19 protein-coding genes are annotated in these 18,187 nt (G+C 70.7%); 5 read left to right on the top strand and 14 right to left on the bottom strand.

Going from position 1 to position 18,187, the window contains the following annotated elements; genetic code table 11:
• Window positions 1–95: 95 nt before the first annotated feature.
• From AC1UE4_RS15735 to AC1UE4_RS15775, 9 genes are read right to left on the bottom strand one after another with little or no spacing between them, the layout of a single operon-like run.
• On the bottom strand, window positions 96–1,205 hold the full coding sequence (locus AC1UE4_RS15735) for a flavin reductase (RefSeq protein ID WP_482918252.1): 1,110 nt from the start codon (window positions 1,203–1,205) through the stop codon (window positions 96–98).
• Window positions 1,206–1,224: 19 nt separating this feature from the next.
• Entirely contained in the window at window positions 1,225–2,517 is a 1,293-nt protein-coding gene (locus AC1UE4_RS15740) for a bifunctional 3,4-dihydroxy-2-butanone-4-phosphate synthase/GTP cyclohydrolase II (protein ID WP_482918253.1), read from the bottom strand.
• Between the two features lie 40 nt (window positions 2,518–2,557).
• A complete protein-coding gene (locus tag AC1UE4_RS15745) occupies window positions 2,558–3,319 on the bottom strand; it encodes an SDR family NAD(P)-dependent oxidoreductase (protein ID WP_482918254.1) in 762 nt (253 codons plus the stop codon).
• Window positions 3,319–4,077 (bottom strand): SDR family NAD(P)-dependent oxidoreductase, encoded by a 759-nt coding sequence (locus AC1UE4_RS15750; protein ID WP_482918255.1) that lies wholly within the window; start codon window positions 4,075–4,077, stop codon window positions 3,319–3,321. Before AC1UE4_RS15750 ends, AC1UE4_RS15745 begins: the two co-directional genes overlap by 1 nt.
• A 1-nt stretch (window position 4,078) precedes the next feature.
• Window positions 4,079–5,260: an acyl-CoA dehydrogenase family protein gene (locus AC1UE4_RS15755; protein ID WP_482918256.1), complete on the bottom strand. Its 1,182-nt coding sequence runs from the start codon at window positions 5,258–5,260 to the stop codon at window positions 4,079–4,081.
• A 26-nt stretch (window positions 5,261–5,286) separates the two neighbouring features.
• Window positions 5,287–6,072: an enoyl-CoA hydratase/isomerase family protein gene (locus AC1UE4_RS15760; protein WP_482918257.1), complete on the bottom strand. Its 786-nt coding sequence runs from the start codon at window positions 6,070–6,072 to the stop codon at window positions 5,287–5,289.
• Window positions 6,069–6,551 (bottom strand): Zn-ribbon domain-containing OB-fold protein, encoded by a 483-nt coding sequence (locus tag AC1UE4_RS15765; protein ID WP_482918258.1) that lies wholly within the window; start codon window positions 6,549–6,551, stop codon window positions 6,069–6,071. The genes AC1UE4_RS15760 and AC1UE4_RS15765 overlap by 4 nt, the downstream gene beginning before the upstream one ends.
• A complete protein-coding gene (locus AC1UE4_RS15770) occupies window positions 6,548–7,726 on the bottom strand; it encodes a thiolase family protein (RefSeq protein ID WP_482918259.1) in 1,179 nt (392 codons plus the stop codon). Before AC1UE4_RS15770 ends, AC1UE4_RS15765 begins: the two co-directional genes overlap by 4 nt.
• Window positions 7,726–8,859, bottom strand: coding sequence for a beta-ketoacyl-[acyl-carrier-protein] synthase family protein (locus tag AC1UE4_RS15775; RefSeq protein ID WP_482918260.1), 1,134 nt, complete (start codon window positions 8,857–8,859; stop codon window positions 7,726–7,728). The genes AC1UE4_RS15770 and AC1UE4_RS15775 overlap by 1 nt, the downstream gene beginning before the upstream one ends.
• An 89-nt stretch (window positions 8,860–8,948) precedes the next feature.
• On the opposite strand from AC1UE4_RS15775, the gene AC1UE4_RS15780 reads away from it, so the two are divergent.
• The gene (locus AC1UE4_RS15780; protein WP_482918261.1) at window positions 8,949–10,031 is read left to right on the top strand and encodes a CaiB/BaiF CoA transferase family protein; all 1,083 of its coding nucleotides are present in this window, start codon (window positions 8,949–8,951) and stop codon (window positions 10,029–10,031) included.
• Window positions 10,032–10,132: 101 nt separating this feature from the next.
• On the opposite strand, the gene AC1UE4_RS15785 is transcribed toward AC1UE4_RS15780, so the two are convergent.
• Together AC1UE4_RS15785 and AC1UE4_RS15790 are read right to left on the bottom strand one after the other, a co-directional pair.
• Window positions 10,133–11,173, bottom strand: coding sequence for an ABC transporter permease (locus tag AC1UE4_RS15785; protein WP_482918262.1), 1,041 nt, complete (start codon window positions 11,171–11,173; stop codon window positions 10,133–10,135).
• Window positions 11,174–11,216: 43 nt separating this feature from the next.
• Window positions 11,217–12,758: a sugar ABC transporter ATP-binding protein gene (locus AC1UE4_RS15790; protein WP_482918263.1), complete on the bottom strand. Its 1,542-nt coding sequence runs from the start codon at window positions 12,756–12,758 to the stop codon at window positions 11,217–11,219.
• Window positions 12,759–13,025: 267 nt separating this feature from the next.
• On the opposite strand from AC1UE4_RS15790, the gene AC1UE4_RS15795 reads away from it, so the two are divergent.
• From AC1UE4_RS15795 to AC1UE4_RS15810, 4 genes are read left to right on the top strand one after another with little or no spacing between them, the layout of a single operon-like run.
• A complete protein-coding gene (locus tag AC1UE4_RS15795) occupies window positions 13,026–13,571 on the top strand; it encodes a nuclear transport factor 2 family protein (protein WP_482918264.1) in 546 nt (181 codons plus the stop codon).
• Between the two features lie 6 nt (window positions 13,572–13,577).
• On the top strand, window positions 13,578–14,141 hold the full coding sequence (locus AC1UE4_RS15800) for a nuclear transport factor 2 family protein (protein WP_482918265.1): 564 nt from the start codon (window positions 13,578–13,580) through the stop codon (window positions 14,139–14,141).
• Window positions 14,141–15,268 (top strand): zinc-binding dehydrogenase, encoded by a 1,128-nt coding sequence (locus tag AC1UE4_RS15805; protein WP_482918266.1) that lies wholly within the window; start codon window positions 14,141–14,143, stop codon window positions 15,266–15,268. Before AC1UE4_RS15800 ends, AC1UE4_RS15805 begins: the two co-directional genes overlap by 1 nt.
• A complete protein-coding gene (locus AC1UE4_RS15810; RefSeq protein ID WP_482918267.1) occupies window positions 15,261–15,998 on the top strand; it encodes a TetR/AcrR family transcriptional regulator in 738 nt (245 codons plus the stop codon). The genes AC1UE4_RS15805 and AC1UE4_RS15810 overlap by 8 nt, the downstream gene beginning before the upstream one ends.
• A gap of 102 nt (window positions 15,999–16,100) precedes the next feature.
• Here AC1UE4_RS15810 and cofC read toward each other — a convergent pair whose 3' ends face one another.
• Genes cofC through AC1UE4_RS15825 form a run of 3 tightly spaced genes read right to left on the bottom strand, consistent with a single transcriptional unit; the run spans window position 16,101 to window position 18,182 of the window.
• Window positions 16,101–16,709, bottom strand: a complete 609-nt coding sequence (cofC, locus tag AC1UE4_RS15815; RefSeq protein WP_482918268.1) for a 2-phospho-L-lactate guanylyltransferase — start codon at window positions 16,707–16,709, stop codon at window positions 16,101–16,103.
• Window positions 16,710–16,725: 16 nt separating this feature from the next.
• The gene (locus AC1UE4_RS15820; protein WP_482918269.1) at window positions 16,726–17,268 is read right to left on the bottom strand and encodes a nuclear transport factor 2 family protein; all 543 of its coding nucleotides are present in this window, start codon (window positions 17,266–17,268) and stop codon (window positions 16,726–16,728) included.
• Window positions 17,265–18,182, bottom strand: coding sequence for an alpha/beta hydrolase (locus tag AC1UE4_RS15825; RefSeq protein ID WP_482918270.1), 918 nt, complete (start codon window positions 18,180–18,182; stop codon window positions 17,265–17,267). The genes AC1UE4_RS15820 and AC1UE4_RS15825 overlap by 4 nt, the downstream gene beginning before the upstream one ends.
• Window positions 18,183–18,187 lie beyond the last annotated feature (5 nt).

Consider the following 18,187-nt stretch of genomic DNA (forward strand, 5'->3'; position numbering starts at 1 on the left):
GGGGGGGGGGGGGGGAGGGGGGGGGGGGGGGGGGGGTGGGGGGGGGGGGGGGGGGGGGGGGGGGGGGGGGGGTGGGGGGGGGGGGCCCCCCCACGCTACTGCTCGAACGTGCTCTCGATGAGCCCGCGGGTGTAGTCCATGAACCGCTGCACGGCTCGCGTGGTGCCCGTGGGATCGGCCGCCTCATACGCGGTGAGCACCTCGACGTAGCAGCCGTGCAGCGCCTCGTACGCCGCTCGGTTCAGGTCTGCTTCGTCCGACCAGCGCAGGAGGATGAACGCGGGAAGATCCGCGCGCGCCCATGCCTCCTTCAGTGCCGTGCTCGCGGGCACCGCGAAGAAGGTGTCGAAGAACGCCTCGCGCGCGCGCTGGAACTGCTCGGAGGTCCAGGCCCGGTCCGCTGCATCCGGCGGGCGCAGGGCATCGACGCGTTCGCGCAGCTCCGCGAGCTGCGTTTCGCTCACGCGGCCCATCGTGAGGTGCATCGCGCCCAGCCAGATGCTGAACAGAGCGGGGAGCGCATCGAGCACGACATCGCGGGTGACGGGGGGCACCATGTAGCGGCCCTCGGGCGAGCGCGAGACGAGTCCTTCGCCGTTCAGCTTCGAGAGCGCGTGGTACACCGCCCCGCGTGGGACGTCGAGCTCGGCCGCGACCCGGTCGAGGTGGAGGACCTCGCCCACGGGGAGATCACCGGAGACGATGCGCCGCCGGACCTCGCTGTAGGCCGATTCGTCCTGCTCGACGCTGAAGCGCCCGAACTGGCCGCGGAAGTAGGCGAGCGGCGACCCGGCACGTCCCGCTGCACGCTCGACGTCCGCGATGAACACCGTGTGGGTGCCGCCGCGCGCCTCCTCGCGGACCCGGCAGTCCAGCGTGGCCAGCGCGCCGGCCAGCAGCGGGACGTCGGCGATGCCGCGCTCGACATCCAGGTCCCGGAACTTGTCGCCGCCCTTCGACGCGAACCGGGTGGCCAGCTCTGGCTGGTCCTCGCCGAGGATGTTGACGGCGAAGCGACCGGAGCGTGAGATCGCCTGACCGGTGGCCGACGTCTTGTTCATGCAGATCAGCAGCATCGGCGGCTCGAGGGACACCGAGGACACGGCGCTGGCGGTCGTGCCGTACGGTGCTTCGTCCCGTGCGGTCACGACGGTCACGCCGGTCGCGAACCGGCCGATGACGTCGCGGAACTCGTCTGGCGTCACCGGCGGCATGATCCTGCCTTCAGCGTGCGTGTCCGACCTGCGCGTGGGGGCCCGGAGCCGGCTCCGTACCCGGCTCGGGCACGAGCCGCTCCGGCAGCAGGTGCCCGAGGCGCGCCCGCTTCGTCTCGAGGTAGGCGATGTTCTCGCGCGTCGGCCGCGTCGGCAGCTCCACGCGGCCCATGATCTCGAGGCCATAGCCCGTGAGACCGCGGAACTTCGCCGGGTTGTTCGTCATCAGCCGGAGCCGAGCTACGCCGAGCTCGAGGAGGATCTGCGCGCCGATGCCGTATTCCCGCGTGTCCACGGGCAAGCCGAGGTCGAGGTTCGCGTCCACCGTATCCCGACCGGCGTCCTGCAGGTTGTACGCCATCAGCTTGTGGCTGATGCCGATGCCGCGCCCCTCGTGACCGCGCAGGTAGACGACGACGCCGCGCTCTTCCCGGGCGATCGCCCGCAGCGCGTCGTCCAGCTGGGTGCCGCAGTCGCAGCGCGCAGAGCCGAAGACGTCGCCCGTGAGGCATTCGCTGTGCACGCGTACGAGCGTGGGCTCCGGGCCCGCGACGTCGCCGCGCACGAACGCCAGGTGCTCCGTCCCGTCGATCGACGACCGCCACGCGTGGCACGTGAACTCGCCGTGGCGCGTCGGGACGCGGGCCTCGGCTACGTGCTCGACGAGCCGTTCGGTGCGCAGACGATGGCGCACGAGATCGGCCACGGAGATCATCGGAAGTCCGAAGTCGGCTGCGAGCCGCTGCAGCTCCGGGCCCTGCGCCATGGTGAGGCGGTCCTCCGACACGACCTCGCACAGGACCCCCGCGGGCGCGAGGCCGGCGAGGCGGGCGAGGTCGGCGGCCGCCTCCGTGTGCCCGGCCCGCTTGAGCACCCCGCCCGGACGGCCGCGCAGCGGGAGAACGTGCCCCGGGCGGACGAAGTCGCCGGCATGCGCCGCCGGATCGGCCAAGCGCGCGATGGTGGCGGCGCGATCGGTCGCGGAGATGCCGGTGGTGATGCCGTCCGCCAGATCCACCGTGACGGTGAAAGCGGTTCCCTGCGCCTCGCGGTTGTCCGCGACCATCGGTGGCAGATCGAGCTCGTCAGCGCGCTGCTCGGTCAGCGAGACGCACACGAACCCCGAAGTGTGCCGAAGGAAGAAGGCGATGGCCTCCGGCGTCGCGGCCTCGGCGGCCATGATGAGATCGCCTTCGTTCTCGCGGTCATCATCGTCGATGACGAGCGCGATGCCGCCATCCGCGATGGCTCCGACCGCTTGAGGAACGGCATCCAAGCTCACATCGTCATTCACTGACGGCATGTTCACGAGGCTAGCAGCGTGAGACCCCCAGCGTCAACCGTCAAACAGTCGTCCAGCCGCCGTCGACGGTCAGCACCTGCCCGGTCACGTAGCTGCTCGCGTCGCCCGCGAGGAAGAGCAAGGCCCCGTCGAGCTCCTCGAGCTGCCCGGGGCGCCCCATCGGCGTGAGTCGCTGAAGCCATTTGGCGCTGCGGTCGTCGGCGAAGAGCTCGGACGTCATCTCCGTTCCGAACCAGCCGGGCGCCAGCGCGTTCACGCGCACGCCTTGGCGCGCCCACTGCGCGCCAAGCTCTCGGGTCAAGCTCACCAACCCCCCCTTCGAGGCGGCGTAGCCTGCTTGCGGGATGCGGCCGATCCCGACGAGGGCGAGGATCGACGCGACGTTGATGATCGATCCGCCGGTCTGGAGGGCGATCATCTGGCGAGCGGCCGCGCGAGCGATGACGAACGGCGACGTCAGATTGAGTCGGACGACGCGCTCGAACTCGTCGAGGGGCTCCTCGGTCGCCGGCGCGATGTTCGCACCGCCCGCGTTGTTGACGACGATGTCGACGTGGCCGTGCTGCTCGATGGCCACGTCGATGACGCGATCCGCATCCTCCGGTCGGCTCAGGTCGGCGGCGCAGACAGTCGCACCCTCGAGCTGAGAGGCCAGCCGTTCGAGCCGCTCTGCGCGGCGGGCGACGACGACGACGGTCGCCCCCGCATCGGTCAGGACGCGCGCGAAGCGCTCGCCCATCCCCGAGCTCGCACCGGTCACGACAGCGACCTTCCCATCGAGCGAAAGCGTGTTGGCGGCCATCAGAAGACCGAGTAGCCGCCGTCAACGACGATGCTCTGCCCCGTCATGTAGCGCGAGTACGGCGAGGCGAGGAAGACCGCCAGGCCGGCGATGTCGTCAGGTTCGCCCCATCGGCGCATCGGGACGCGCGGGAGCACCTTCGTCTTGAACGTGTCCGACCGCAGAGCGTCCTCGGTCATCCCGGTTTCGAACCAGCCGGGGATGACCGCGTTGACCCGGATGCGATGCCGCGCGAGCTCGACGGCCACGCCACGCATCATCGCCTCCAACGCGCCCTTGCTGGCCGCGTACGACTCGCCGCGCGCACGCCCGGACATGACGGCAGGGCTGCTCGTCACGACGATGGAGCCGCCCTCGTCCCCCGCCATGAGCCGCGCGGCGGCCCGCATCGTGAGGAACGCTCCGCCCAGGTTGATGCGCATGACGTTCCACAGCTCGTCCTCGTCGAGGTCGAGGAAGGCGACGTCGTGGCCGCCGACGCCGGCGTTGGCGAAGCACGAGTCGATCCTTCCGAATCGCTGGACGACCTCGGTGAACATGCGATCGACCTGATCGTCAACCGCGACATCGCAGGCGATCGCGGCGACACGATCGCCCGCGTCGAGCGACCGGACGGCGGCTTCGCAGCGACCCTGATGGCGGCCGCAGATCGCCACCGACGCCCCGGCGGACAACAGACCGCGAGCCATGGCGAGCCCAATGCCAGTGGTCCCGCCCGAGATGACGGCGACCTGGCCGGTGAGATCGAAGCCGTCCACCTCAGTAGCTCCGAGGCAGGCCCAGGACGCGCTCGCCGATGTAGTTGAGGATGCTCTCGTTGTTGAGCGGCGCGATCTGCAGGACGCGGATCATCGGCCAGAGCGTGACGACGTCGTTCTCGAGGACGAAGCCCGTGCCCCCGTGGGTCTGGATCGAGGCCTCGATCGCGGAAAGCGCGGCGCGGGTGCCGAGGAGCTTCGCCATGTTGGCCTTGGCGCCGGCGTCGTGGCCGTCGTCGTACTCGGCGGCCGCCGAGTACATGATGGTCCGCGCGGCATCCATGTTCGCGCGCGCGAGCGCGAGCGGGTGCTGCACGGCCTGGTAGGACCCGATCGGCTGACCGAAGGGCGCCCGCTGCTTCGCGTACTCGACCGCCTTCTCGAGCGCGAAGTAGCCGAGGCCGAGGGCCCATGCGGCCACGACCACGCGCTCCTGGTTCAGGCAGTCGAGGAGGTAGCGGAAGCCCTCGTCCTCGTTGCCGATGCGCATGGACTCGTCGACGACGAGATCGTCCATGAAGACCTCGTACTGGCGCTCCGGCGCATGCCACTGGATGTCGAGCTGGCGCAGCTGGATGCCGGGGGAGTCCATGGGCACGACGAAGAGCGCGAAGCCCTTGGTCCTGCCGACGCGCTCATCCTTCGGCGCGGTGCGCGCGACCAGCAGCATGTGATCGGCTTCGTCGGCGCCGGAGATGAACACCTTCTGGCCGTTCACGACGTACGCGCCCGAGTCGGTCCGCTTCGCGGTCGTGCGCATCGCGAAGGAGTTCGTCCCCGCATCCGGCTCCGTCACGCCGAAGCAGATCTTCCGGGTGCCGTTCATCGTGGGGATGACGTGCTGCTCGATCTGCTCCGTCGAGCCGTGCTTGAGGATCGCCTCGCGCGAGAAGGTCGTCAGCGAGTACAGCAGTGGCGGCACGCCGGCGCGGGCCATCGACTCCATCACCGCCGTGCACCCCGTGAGGCCGCCGCCCGCCCCGCCGAGCCCCTCCGGGACGCCGACCGCGAGCAGGTCCTTCTCGACCAGCGCTTCCCACAGCTCTCGCGCGTGTCCGTTCTCTCGCGCGCGCTGCATGAACCACGCGCGGTCGTACTTCGCCGTGATGCCGGCTGCGGTCTCGAACACGTCGGCGACGAACTGCTCGCGCTGAGTGACGGGGGGGTGGTCGATGGACGCCATGAGCGATGGTCTCCTGGTGGTTGGGGTCAGCGCCCGCGGTACTGCGGCTCGCGCTTCTCGACGAACGCCCGCGGGCCCTCGACGGCGTCCTCGGTGCGGAGGACGCGTTCGTTCAACGCGTACTCGAGCGCGAACGGCTGCTCCTGCGCGAGCGCGCGGACGGCGATCTCCTTCGCGGTGCGCACCGCGACGGGCGCGTTGCGCGCGATCGTCTTCGCCACTTCCACGGCGCGGTCGAGCACCGCGTCATGCGCGACGACCTCGTTGACGAGGCCGACGTCGTAGGCCCTCTGCGCATCGATCGGCTCGGCAGTGAGCAGGAGCTGCATCGCGATGGCCCATGGGAGCTGCTGTGGAAGTCGGACGTGCGCCCCCGCGCCCGGGATGACGCCCCAGCGCGTCTCGCCGAAGGCGAACGTCGCCTTCTCGGAAGCTACGCGCAGATCGGTACCCAGGAGGAGCTCGAGCCCGCCGCCCACGCACAGGCCGTTCACGGCGGCGACCACCGGCTTGTAGACGTCGGAGAAGAACCGCTTGGCGGGATCCGGCACGAGGACCGAGAGCTCGCCGGCGGTCATGCGGGGGATGAACTCCCCGAGGTCGCCGCCGGCGCAGAACGCCCGGTCGCCCGCCCCCGTGAGGAGGACCACGCGGACATCGTCGTCGGCCTCCGCCTGCTGCGAGTACTGCGCCAGCAGCTCGACCGAGCTGATCGTCAGCGCGTTGTGCCGCTCCGGCCGGTCGAGCACGATGTGCGCGATGTGGTCTTCGACGTGGTAGCGCACGTCGGGCCCCTGTCCGTTCGCGCTCATCCGCCCTCGGTGTCCGGCGCGAAGTGCGCGATGTCGAGGATGCTGCCTTCCCGCTTGGGCGACCAGACCGCACGTACGCGTTTGCCCTCTGGCAGCTGCTCGCGGACGCGCGCGGCATCGGTCAGGTCGATGCCGCCCACGAAGTGCATGAGCATCGTGCTGGCGCCGTCGATGGCGATCGCACCGACCGCGTACGGAGGCGTGGGCCCTCCGCGGAAACCCTGCTGAACCACGGTGAACGTCTCGAGGGAGCCGACGGGTTCCAGCTCGAGCCACTCGTCGGTGCGCTCGAAGCAGGCCTCGCAGTACGCCTGGGGAGGCACGAAGGTGCGCTTGCAGTACGGACACCTGTTGGCGAGGAGACGCTGCTCGCGCAGCCCCTCCATGAACCTCGCCCACGTCCCGCCGAGGTGGATGTCGTAGTCGATCTCCCAGCGCACGTGCTGGGTGACGATGGCGTCTGCAGCCGGGTTGCTCATCGTGGCGTGGTCCTCTCGAGGATCGCGAGGTTCTCGAACTGGAAGAAGGTGCCGCCGGTCCCGTGTGCGAGGCCGCGCGTCGCGCCGGGGACCTGGATGCCTTCGGGTGCATCGCCCATCAGCTGCAGAGCGATGTAGGCGTACGGGGCAAGCTCGCCGGCGACGCCGGCGTTCGTGCACTTCGGGCCGCCGGAGGGATTGGTCGGCATCGCGCCGCCGAGCGCTGTCGCGCCCGAGCGCACCAGGGCCGCGCCCTTGCCGGGCTCGGCGAGCCCGAGCGCCTCGAGCTGCATCGGCAGCATGGGCGCGTAGGGCGAGAACAGCTCCAGCACGTCGAGTTCTTCACGCGGATCGGCGATGCCCGCGGTCGCGTACAGACGCCGCGCGAGGATCGCGAGGCCCTCCCACTCGGAGAACGACCCCTTGCCGCCGCCCAGGTACGGGTCGCTGGACGTGCCGAACGCGCGGATGACGACGGTCGGCGTCGCGAGGCCGTCGGCGACGCTCTCCGCCGTGACCACGACTGCACACGCGGCCGCGGACGCCGGGCAGATCATCGACATGACCATCGGCGTCGAGATCATGCGCGACGCCAGCACGTCCTCGACCGACAGCTCCTTGCGCAGGTGCGCGAACGGGTTGCGGGCCGCGTGGGCGTGGGCCTGGACGACGACGTGCGCGAGGTCCTCGTCGCTGACGCCGTAGCGCTCCTGGTACGCAGCCGGGAAGAACGCTCCCATGTGGACGGCCCCCATCCCGAGCGGCTGCTCGACCACCATCGGCGAGTTCGTGTTGATGACGGCCTGCAGGTCGCGCGCGCCGAAGAACGTCGACGGGCCCAGGCACAACACGGCACGGTGATCGCCGGAGGCGACCATCCGCGCGGCCGCGTGCACGAGGTTGCCGCCCGTGGTCCCTCCCGTGTTGATCACGACCGACGGCAGACGGGTGGCGATGCCGAGGAGCCTGGTCAGGTGCTTCGCGCCGAGCGCGGTCCCCTCGAAGCCGTCGATGTTCCCGACGACGACCCCGTCGAGCTCCCCGGGGCCGACGCCCGCGTGTTCCAACGCGGCGGCCGTCGCCTGCTGGCACAGCTCGATGCTCGAGTGCTCCTGGCGGTGGATGGCGGTCGCCGGGGTCAGCCCGACGCCCGAAATCGCAGGGCGTGCCCGCATCAGTCGACCTCCACCACGAGCACCGTCGCCGTCTCGCCGACGGGACCCGTCACGAGGTCCGTCGAATGGACGAGCCCGCGCCCGCCTCCCTCGCGCCGCTCGAGCCAATCGATGGCGGCGGACAGCCGAAGAGCACCGTTCGCCAGACCGGGGTGGTTGGAACGTACCCCGCCGGACGGCGAGATGACGGCGGCGTCGGCCTCGAGGCCGACCCCCAGCGCGCCCTCGAGCGGCTCGACGAGCGCGGGGCTCGCCGCGGTCAGCTCCACGACGTCGACCTGTGAGACCCCGGCGCGGGCGCGGGCGGTGTCGGCGGCATGCGCGGTCGCGTCGGCGGGCGCGTTGAGCCAGCTGCCGCTCCAAGCCCAGTCGCCGGAAGACATCCCGCTGCCGAGGATCCGCGCTCGCGAACGGGCGCGCCGCGCCCGAGGCGCGGACGCGAGGACGATCGCCGCGGCGCCGCTGGTGTGCGCCGGGAGCATCAGCTCAGTCAGGGGCCACGCCACCGCCGGTGACGCCAGCACGTCCGCGGCCTCGACCGGGTCGCGACGCCCCGCCGCTGCGCCCTTGGCGCCGCAGGTGATCTCGCGCGCGGCGATGGAGGCCAAGCGCTCGACGCCGCCCCCGTTGCGCTCCAGCCACGCGGTTGCGTGCAGCGCCAGTGCCGCCGTCGCCGACATGCCGACCGGACGGTTGAACTGGGGCTCGAACGCCAGGTTCGACGCCTGGTCGAGGAAGGCGCGATGGCCGGCCGGCGACGTGTGGCGGATCTCCGGATGGTGCACGGCGACGGCGACGGCGACGTCGGCGCCCGCGCGGATGGCCTGGGAGGCCGCGATGATGGCCTGGCCGGCGTCGCCTTCAATGCGGTACGCGTCGGCCAGATAGCCCCCTGCGGCGGGCGTCGTGAGTCCGCTCGAGATGCTGCGCCCGTCGTAGACGTCCATCGATGCGAGCGCGGTGAACTGGACCTCGTGCTTGCGCAGCCCGGCATCGCGTAGCGCGCGGTCGACGCAGTCGAACGCGAGCTCGTCGAGCACGGCGTCGTGCTCCGGGCGCCACCCCGAAGTGGCGATGCCGCAGATGTGGACGGCCTCGGTGCGGGGCGGAGCTGTGGCGACGGGCGCGGACACGCATGCAACGTACTGCAATGGGCGTCAATGGGCAACACTACGTCAGTAGATACCGTAGTGTCTAGTTAAGTAACGGAACAGGAGGCGGCATGACGGAGAACCGGGGCCCTCTGAGGGGGGTACGCGTTACGGAGCTCGGCGGCATCGGGCCGGGACCGTTCGGAACGATGCTCCTGGCCGACATGGGCGCTGACGTCGTTCGCATCGACCGGCCGCCGGCGGGCGAGCAGGCCGCGCGTGACGCAGTGCTCGGGCGCGGGAAGCGCTCCATCGCACTCGACCTGAAGGATCCGGACGACCTCGATGCCGCTCGCTCGCTCATCGCCCGCAGCGACGTCGTCATCGATCCGATGCGTCCGGGCGTCGCCGAGCGCATAGGCATCGGCCCCGACGACTGCTTGGCCGCTCACCCGAGGCTCATCTACGCCCGCATGACCGGCTGGGGGCAGGACGGTCCGCTCGCTCAGCGTGCGGGGCACGACATCAACTACATCGCTCTCGCCGGTGCGCTGCATCCGATGGGTCCCGCCGACGCGCCGCCGGTCGTTCCGTTGAACCTGGTCGGCGACTACGGCGGGGGCGGCATGCTGCTGGCCCTCGGCGTCGCCGCCGCTCTCGTCGAGCGTGAGCGGTCCGGCCGGGGGCAGGTCATCGACGTCGCCATGGTCGATGGTGCGGCGACGCTCATGGCCGTCTTCTGCCAGCTGCGTGCGGAGGGGCGATGGTCGCCGGACCGCGGCACCAACTGGCTCGACGGGTCGGCGCATTGGTACCGGACATACGAGACCGCGGACGGCGGCTACATCAGCGTCGGCGCGCTCGAGCCGCAGTTCTACGCGGTTCTGCTCGAGACGCTCGAGCTCGATCCGGCCGAGTGGCCGCAGTGGGAGAGCGATCGGTGGCCAGCTCTTCGTGACGCCATGGCGACGATCTTCCGCCGCCGGACGCGAGCCGAGTGGGAGCGCGCCTTCGAGGGACGCGACGCTTGCTTCGCGCCCGTGCTCGAGCTGGAAGAGGCGGCCGTGCACCCTCACCTGGCCGCCCGCGGGACGCTCGTCGACCACGACGGGACGCTGCAGCCAGCGCCGGCTCCCCGCTTCAGCAGGACGCCCGGCACGATCGGGTCACCGGGCCAGGATTCCGAAGAGCTGAGGCGCGAGGCCGCGCAGTAGAGCGCGTCCCGACGGGCGCGACGCCACCGCGATTGTCACTCGCGCGCGCGAGACCCGCCCGGGAGGTGCGGCCGTCCGGGACCGGACGGCCGCACCTCGGCCTAGGCGGTCGCGGTCTCCGTCGGCACGGCCTTCTCGCGCTTGCCGCGGATCCGCTCGATCACGACGGCAGCCGAGATCGCGACGATGAGGGCGACACCGTTGAAGATGTCGGTCACCCAGAGCTCCGCTCCGGCCAGCAACAGGCCTTGGACGCCCGTGCCGAGGAGGTAGATCGCCAGGACCGTCCCCCAGATGTTGAAGCGCCCCGGCTTCAGCTGAGTGGTGCCCAGGAACGCGGCGGCGAACGCCGGCAGCAGGTACTGCGGGCCGATCGTCTGGTTGATCGTGTCGAGGTTGGACGCGAGCAGCACGCCCGCGAAGCTCGCCGTCGCGCCCGAGACGACAAGGCTCCAGAACGCGAGACGCCGCGTGCGGATGCCCGCGAGTCTCGCCGCGTCCGTGTTCGCGCCGGTCGCGTAGATCCGCCGCCCGAGGGGCGTGTGCTCGAGCACGTACCACGTGATGATCGCGAAGATCAGCAGGTAGATCGCGAGGATCGGGATCCCCAGCGGCGAGCCGGACGTCAGATCGGTGAAGCCCGACGAGAACGGCCCGATGTACTCGTTGTCGGCGATGATCGCTGCGCCGCCTACGAGCAGCGAGGTCGTCCCGAGCGTCGCGATGAAGCTGTCGAGGCCGACCATCGCGACGAGGAGGCCGTTGAACGCGCCGATGCCCGCCCCGATGAGGAGCGTGAGCACGATGGCCACCACCGGAGAGACCTCCGGGCCTTGAGTCATGAGCGCTCCGCAGACGAGCGCGCTGAAGCCGAGGTTCTGCGCCGCGGAGAGGTCGAACACACCCGCGGCGAGCGGGAACACGAGGCCGAGGGCGAGGATGGCCGTGATGGCCTGGCTCTGGGCGATGTTCTTGGCGTTCGTATCCGTCAGGAAGGTGTCGGGGATCCAGACGGCGAACGTCGCGATGATCGCCGCGAAGATGAACAGGCCGGAGAACCGGCCGAGTTGGAGTCGGCCGAGCAGCGCAGCGACGCTGTGCGGCGTCGTCGGCGCGCGGTCATGGGTCGCCTCCGCGGCCACAGCCGGCGAGGACGAGGCGGGCGCGGGAGGAGTCTGGCTGCCTCTAGGCATGGGTCACCGTCGCTTGTGAGGTAGGTGTGGGGCGAAGCGCTTCGCCGAGGATCGTGTCGACCGTGAGGTCTCCGCCGGTGAGCGTCGCTGCGATGCGACCGTCGCGCAGGACGATCACCCGGTCGCAGATCGAGCACGCCTCTTCGAAGTCGGAGGTCGTGAGGAGGATCCCTGCGCCGTCGGCGGCAACCGCGGTGAGGGCGTCGTAGATGGCACGCTTCGCGCCCACGTCCACGCCGGCGGTCGGCTCCTCGAAGAGGAACGCGGATGCGCCGCAACGCAGCCATCTCGCGATCATGATCTTCTGCTGGTTGCCGCCGCTCAGCGACGACATCCGCGCTTCGGGGTCGCGGGGCTTGACCTCGAACCGGTCGAGGTAGGGCATGACGTCGTTCGACTCCTGGCGCCGGCTCAGCCACCGCAGCGGGCCCCGGCCGCGGATCTTCGGGATCGTGATGTTCTCGCGAAGCGTCCACGCGGCGACCCCACCGAGACGTTTGCGGTCGCCAGGCACGAAGGCGAGGTCGCACCGGACGGCCTCAGTGGGCGAGCGAGGATCGACCGCGTCACCGCGCACCTTGATCGCCCCGCTCTCGCGCTTCTCCGCGCCGAAGATCAGGTGGGGGACGTCCTCGGTCCCGGAGCCTTCCAGCCCCGCGATCCCGACGATCTCCCCTGCGTGCACCGTCAGCGAGAGGTCGCGGAGCCGTCCGCCGCGCAGCCCGCGGACCTCGAGCACCGGATCCTTGCCCGGCGTCGGGAGCTCCGGATAGAGCGCGTCGAGCGACCGGCCGAGGATCAGCGTCACGAGGCTGTCGTGGTCGAGATCGTTCACGTCCTTGGTCGCCACCTTCTTGCCGTCGCGCAGAACGCTGACCCGGTCGGCGATCTCGAACACCTCCTGGAGGCGGTGGGTCACGTACAGCACGGTGCCCCCGCGCTCCTTGACGTCCCGCAGCAGCCTGAAGAGGTGGTTCTTGTCGGCCTCCGACAGCGAGGCGGTCGGCTCATCGAGCACCAGGATCCCCGAGGCGGCATCCCCGTGGTGCAGGGCACGCACGATCGCCGTCATCGTCCGCTGCGCCGGACCGAGGCTGTTCAGCGGCCGCGAGCTGTCCACCTCCACGCCGTAGTGGGCGAAGATCTCGTTCGCGTGGCGCTTCTCGCGCCGCTCGGACAGCCAGAACCGGCCGGAGTACCCCTCGCCCAGGGCCAGGTTGTCCACCACCGGGAAGTGATCGATGAGCGCGAGGTCCTGGTGGATGAACCGTAGGCCTGCGTGATGCGCGGCCGTCGGGTCGCCGAGGGCGAGCGGCTCGCCGTTGACCGTCGCCCGGGCCCCCGCCTCCGGCGCGTGGTAGCCGGCGAGGATCTTGATCAGGGTCGACTTGCCGGAGCCGTTCTGACCGAGCAGGCAGTGGACCTCGCCTCGCTTGAGCTCGAGCGACACATCGTCGAGCGCCCGCTGGCCCTGGAACACCTTCGAGAGGCTCTCCACCGCCAGGATCGGGCGCGTCCCGTTCAACTGGGACACGGTTGGCCTGCCTTCGCTTGCTGAGACATCCCTCTCCTCCGACTTCGGGTCTCCGCGGGCCGGACCGACATGTATCGGCCGACCGAGTGTCGGAACACTAACGCTCTGTCAGTCGAACTGCAAGACGAAATCGTTTGCCCATGCCGGGAGGCCCTTGAGCCGCTGACATATCGTTAGAGATCAACGCAGCGCAAGATGTTGATCACCTCGTCGAATGAGGGTACGCTCCGCCATGTAACTTCGTTCGACCATCAGGAGGGTCGTCCCATGGCTGGCACATCCGCGACACCCGCGCTCGACATCCCGCCCGCCGAGATGCTCGCCGCCGTCGAGGAGATCCGTCGCGTCAAGGCCGCCTACTGCCGGTGCGTCGATACGAAGGACTTCGAGGGCTGGGCCCAGGTCTTCACGCCCGACGCGCGAGTGAACGAAGGCGAGTTCCCGATCGCGCGGCATCCGGTGACCGGGGACGTCATCCCCCCGGACACGGTGTCGCTCGAGCTGCTGGAGAGCCTTACCGCCGCCTTCGAGTGGCCGCTGGTCGGGCGCGCGGCGATCCAGCGGTTCGGTGAGACCGTCACCGCGGGGGTGACGTCGGCGCACCACGTCTTCAACCCCGAGATCAGGCTGACGTCGCCGACAACTGCCGAGGCGGTCTGGCCGATGGAGGACTACGCGTGGTTCCCGGAGGACGCGCCGGTCAGCTCCATGCACGGCTGCGGCCACTACCACGAGACCTACGAGCGGCTCGATGACGGGCGCTGGTACATCAAGACGATCGACCTCACGCGCCTGCGCGTCGACTGGAAGTAGAGACCCATGACTCTTGAAGAGCTGATCGCCAAGCAGGAGATCGCGGAACTGCTTGCGCGCTTCGCGCGCGGTGCCGATCGCTTCGACCTGGAGCTCGTGCGGGCGTCCTATCACCCCGACGGCGTCGACGAACACGGGTTCTTCACCGGGCCGCCGGACGAGTTCATCGAGTTCATCTCGAGCCCCGAAAACCTCCCCTCGTTCAACCGGACGATGCACTTCAACGGTGCGCCGCTCATCGAGCTCGACGGGGACACGGCGTACGCCGAGACGTACTGCCTGGCTTTCCACGAAGCCCCCGAGGGCCACCCGTGGGGCCCGGCGAACCTGCTCATCGCGCTGCGCTACGTGGATCGCCTCGAGCGCCGGGATGGCAAGTGGGCGCTCGTCCGCCGCACGCTCGCGTACGAGTGGCTCAACCGCCTCCCGCTCGAGAACATCGCCGAGATCCTGCCGCCGGAGGGCGTCATGGGACGGCGCGACCGCGGCGACCTCGTGTACACCATCAAGGAGGGCAAGTCCAACGGGACCCCGGCCCCGTCCGCCGACCCCTCCGCCGCGCGAACGTGATGACGAACCGGCAGCTCGTCGTGCGGCAGCTTCCCGAGGGGGACCTGCGAACCGACCACTTCGACGTGATCGACGGCGAGATGCCGGTCCCCGGCCCGGGCGAGGCGCTCGTCCGGACGGTGATGCTGTCGCTCGACCCGGTCAACCGGCTCTACCTCGTTCCCGCTGCCGCTGCTGTGGACGAGGCGCCGCCTGAGCCGCCGTCGCCGGAGTTCACGCGCCGCGCCCAGCCGTGGCGCGACCTGCGCAAGACGCTCGGTCCCGGCGATGTGATGGACGCGTTCACGCTTTGCGAGGTGATCGACTCCAACGGCACGGACCTGCCGGAGGGGGCGGTCGTCGTCTGCTCGGTCGGTGCGCAGGAGTACGCGGCGGTGCATCAGGACTGGGCGCGCGTCCTGGACGTCCGAGCGCCACTGCAGCACTACTTGGGCGTGCTCGGCGTGACCGGAGGCATCAGCGCCTACGTCGGGCTCCTGCACAAGGCGCCGCCGCGGCCGGGCGACACCGTGGTCGTCTCGTCGGCGGCTGGATCGGTGGGGAGTGCGGCGGGGCAGCTGGCGAAGCTGGCCGGCGCGCGGGTCGTCGGGCTGACGAGCTCCGAGGTGAAGGGACGGATCCTCGTCGACGAGCTCGGCTTCGACGCGGCGGTCGACTACCGCAGCGACAGCTTCTTCGCCGACCTCCTGGCCGCGTGCCCCGAGGGCGTCGACGTCTTCTTCGACAACGTCGGCGGGCCCGTCCTCGAGACGGTGCTGAACGCCATGGGGGAGAACGGCCGCGTGTCGTGCTGCGGTAACGTCGCCAACTACGACCGTGCGGAATGGCGCGGGCCGGGCAACCTCCCGTTCATCCTCGTGGTGAAGCGCCTGCAGATGATCGGCTGGGCGATCCACGACAACATGGACGTGTGGCCTGAGGCAGAGGCGCGGCTGACGCGCTGGCTGGCCGAAGGCCGGATCAAGCCCTTCGAGGACGTGACCGAGGGCCTGGAGGCGATGCCCGAGCGACTGGTGGACATGCTCGGGCCGTCGAGTCGCTTCGGCAAGCAGATCATCCGCGTCGGTCCGGATCCGTCGTCGTCCGCCGGTGCGCAGGCACCGGCTGGGGTTGCCGTCGATGGCTGACCATGCCGGTCGCCCGGAGGAGATCACTGATCTTGCCGGCCGCAGACGCCCGACGCTGCGCGAGCGCCAGAAGGCGTCGACGCGCCGGGCATTGCTGCAGGGGGCCAAGGAGGCGTTCGAAGAGCACGGCTACGCGGCGACCATCGAGGACATCGCCGCCCGTGCCGGGACGAGCAGGGGAACGTTCTACCTGTACTTCTCGAAGAGCGAAGCGCTTGCCGAGCTGCTCGCGGAGGCGTTCATCCGCGGTGCGGGAGAGGATCACGACGACACGGCCGCGCTCCGGGACTTCACGCACCTGCCGGCGTTCACCCTCGACCAGATGCGCCGCTGGATCGCTGCGTACGTCCGGCGATGGGAGAAGCACCGACTCCTCGGGCGAGCGTGGGTCGAGGGGGATGTTCAAGATCCGGCGGTCCAGGCCGCCACCGACGCTCGGCTCCAGCGAACCGTCGACGAGCTCGCCGACGTCATCGTCGGCGCGCGGACCGCCGCCGGGCTTCCGATCACGCGGACCGAGGCGGTCGCCCGCGCCGCCTGCATGGATCTGCAACTGCAGTTCTTCACCTACCACGTCGTTCTTCGGGGCCTCGACGTCGACTTCAAGGCGGGCGTCGACGCCGTGGCCGAGTCGTGGTACGTGAGCATCTTCGGAACCACGACGCCCGACGGCGCTGTCGTGGTCGCCGGACCGCGCCGGGCGCACTCGCGGCTCGCGGAGTCCGCGTAGGACGTCCACGCGCGGCCGCGCTTCAGGCGCCGGGGCGGACGAGCGCGGCGAGGTCGTCGCCTTCGCGGATCTCCGGGAGGCCCGGGATCGCCGCGGCGCTGATCACGCCAGCGACACGAGCTGGAGGTCCTCCGGCGTGTCGACGTCGAGCAGCAGCGCCTCGACGGCGTCGATCGCGCAGGGGACGCCGGCGCCGGCGGCGAGCCGCTCGTGCCGTTCGCGGCTGCCGGGCCCGAAGGCGGGCCGGATCGCGCGCGGCGGGTGCAGCAGCAGCGCGTTCGTGCCGGTCCCGTGGCGGTCGGGCACGACGACGACGCCGCGGCGGGGGTGGCGGTCGACGAGGCCGTCGACGTCCGCGGCGGTGAGCAGCGGGCAGTCGCCGGGGACGAGCAGGACGCGGTCCGCGCCGAGCTCCTCGGCGCGGGTGATGCCGAGCTCGGCGGCGCCGGAGTGGCCGAGCGGGACGGGCTCGTCGACGACGTCGAAGCGGTTCGCGATCGCCGCGTCGCGCGCCGCCGGATCGGCGGTGACCACGACGACGTGGTCCAGCCGGGCGGCGTGAGCGAGCGCATCGAGGACGTCGCCGACCATGCCGCGGACGAGCGCCGTCTTGTCCGGGACCGAGCCGAGCCGCGACTTCGCGTGGGCGAAGCGCTTGACCGGCAGGACCGCGACGGTCGTCGTCACCGGGCCGAGGATCGGCAGCGCCACGTCCTCGGCGTTCCGCCTACCGTCCGGCAGGCGACGGGTAGGGGCGTGCGTAGGAGGCGTCGCTGCGGTCCCACCGACCCGGGAACTCGAACCCCTCGGGGAAGAGATCCGGGTTCACGGTCGCCTCGGCGTTCCACTCGATGAGCACCAGTCGGTGGGCAACGCGCCACTCGCCGTCCCGCCGCTCGAGACGGTCGAGGTACCGCGCGCCGGCAAGGTCGATGGCGTCGTTCGCGATGCGACGGAAGCAGACGAGGAAGTACGACTCAGCGTGCGCCGTGTCGCCGTCGATCTCGACGGTCAGGTTCGTCATGAAGTGCTGATGGGCCCGCCACTGGCTCTCGTGCAGCTCGTTGGCCCAGTCGACGAACTCCTGGGGCGACCCGACGAAGATGCCGTGATCGTCCAGGCCGTCCTCGTGGTACGCGGAGAGCACCAGGTCGTCGTCGTGCCGGTCGAGACCGCGGGTGTAGCGGTGGATGCAGTCGACGATCGCCTGCCGGTCGAGCAGGGAGCGAACTGCCGCGACCTCCGCGGCGCTGAGGGCGTCGGCGCTCATGCCGTGGCCCGAGCGGCGAGGCCGAGGCGGGGGCGGACCCAGGCGCCGAGCTTGGCGATCGCCTCGTCGGCTTCGGGCAGGTTGCCGGCCCAGAGCTGGAAGACGTGCGGGATGCCGCTGTAGATGTCCATGCTGACGTCGACGCCGGCCTGGCGGGCGCGGTCGGCGAGGCGCTTGGCGTCGTCGACGAGAACCTCGTCGTCGCTGGCCTGGATGTACAGGGGCGGCAGCCCGCTGAGGTCGGCGTACAGCGGCGAGGCGACGGGATCGTCGGCGGCGGTCTCGCCGATGTAGTGGTCACGCAGCTCGGTGAAGGTCCGCCCGTCCGAGAGCAGGTCGGTGTCGGCGCGGGTGGCGATCGACTCGGCGGTCATGGCGAGGTCGACCCACGGCGAGAGCGGCATCGCGGCGGCCGGCAGCGCCTCGCCGGCGTCGCGCAGCTTCACCAGCGCACCGACGACGAGGCCGCCGCCGAGGCTGTCGCCGGCGAACGCGATCCTGTCGGGGGTGTAGCCCTCGCTCTGCAGCCAGCGGTAGGCCCCGAGCACGTCGTCGAGCGCGGCGGGGAACGGGTTCTCGGGCGCCAGGCGGAAGTCAACGTTGAGCGCGGCACAGCCGGCGGCGAGGACGAGGTGGCCGACCAGCTTCTCGTGCGTGCGCGCCGAGCCGACGACGCCACCGCCGCCGTGGACGTAGAGGATGACGCGCGAGGTGTCCGCGTCCGGACCTTCCTGCCACAGCGCCGGACAGCCGCCGGTGTCGACCTCGCGGACCGAGACACCGGGGGCCTGGCCCGCGAAGGTGCCCATCATGTCGCCGCCGGCGCGGCGCTGCTCGAGCGTCATCTCGCCGATCACGCTCGCGCGGAACGCGCGCAGCTGCTCGTTCAGCTGGCTCGCCTCAGCACTCGCCACAACAA

The sequence above is a fragment of the Parviterribacter kavangonensis genome (genome assembly GCF_056863335.1).

Bases quoted from the DNA above. Each gene is read 5' to 3' on its own strand.
- AC1UE4_RS15740 (WP_482918253.1), bottom strand. From the start codon at position 2,517: ATGCCGTCAGTGAATGACGATGTGAGCTTGGATGCCGTTCCTCAAGCG.
- AC1UE4_RS15745 (WP_482918254.1), bottom strand. From the start codon at position 3,319: ATGGCCGCCAACACGCTTTCGCTCGATGGGAAGGTCGCTGTCGTGACC.
- AC1UE4_RS15755 (WP_482918256.1), bottom strand. From the start codon at position 5,260: ATGGCGTCCATCGACCACCCCCCCGTCACTCAGCGCGAGCAGTTCGTC.
- AC1UE4_RS15760 (WP_482918257.1), bottom strand. From the start codon at position 6,072: ATGAGCGCGAACGGACAGGGGCCCGACGTGCGCTACCACGTCGAAGAC.
- AC1UE4_RS15765 (WP_482918258.1), bottom strand. From the start codon at position 6,551: ATGAGCAACCCGGCTGCAGACGCCATCGTCACCCAGCACGTGCGCTGG.
- AC1UE4_RS15770 (WP_482918259.1), bottom strand. From the start codon at position 7,726: ATGCGGGCACGCCCTGCGATTTCGGGCGTCGGGCTGACCCCGGCGACC.
- AC1UE4_RS15780 (WP_482918261.1), top strand. From the start codon at position 8,949: ATGACGGAGAACCGGGGCCCTCTGAGGGGGGTACGCGTTACGGAGCTC.
- AC1UE4_RS15795 (WP_482918264.1), top strand. From the start codon at position 13,026: ATGGCTGGCACATCCGCGACACCCGCGCTCGACATCCCGCCCGCCGAG.
- AC1UE4_RS15800 (WP_482918265.1), top strand. From the start codon at position 13,578: ATGACTCTTGAAGAGCTGATCGCCAAGCAGGAGATCGCGGAACTGCTT.
- AC1UE4_RS15805 (WP_482918266.1), top strand. From the start codon at position 14,141: ATGACGAACCGGCAGCTCGTCGTGCGGCAGCTTCCCGAGGGGGACCTG.
- AC1UE4_RS15810 (WP_482918267.1), top strand. From the start codon at position 15,261: ATGGCTGACCATGCCGGTCGCCCGGAGGAGATCACTGATCTTGCCGGC.
- AC1UE4_RS15820 (WP_482918269.1), bottom strand. From the start codon at position 17,268: ATGAGCGCCGACGCCCTCAGCGCCGCGGAGGTCGCGGCAGTTCGCTCC.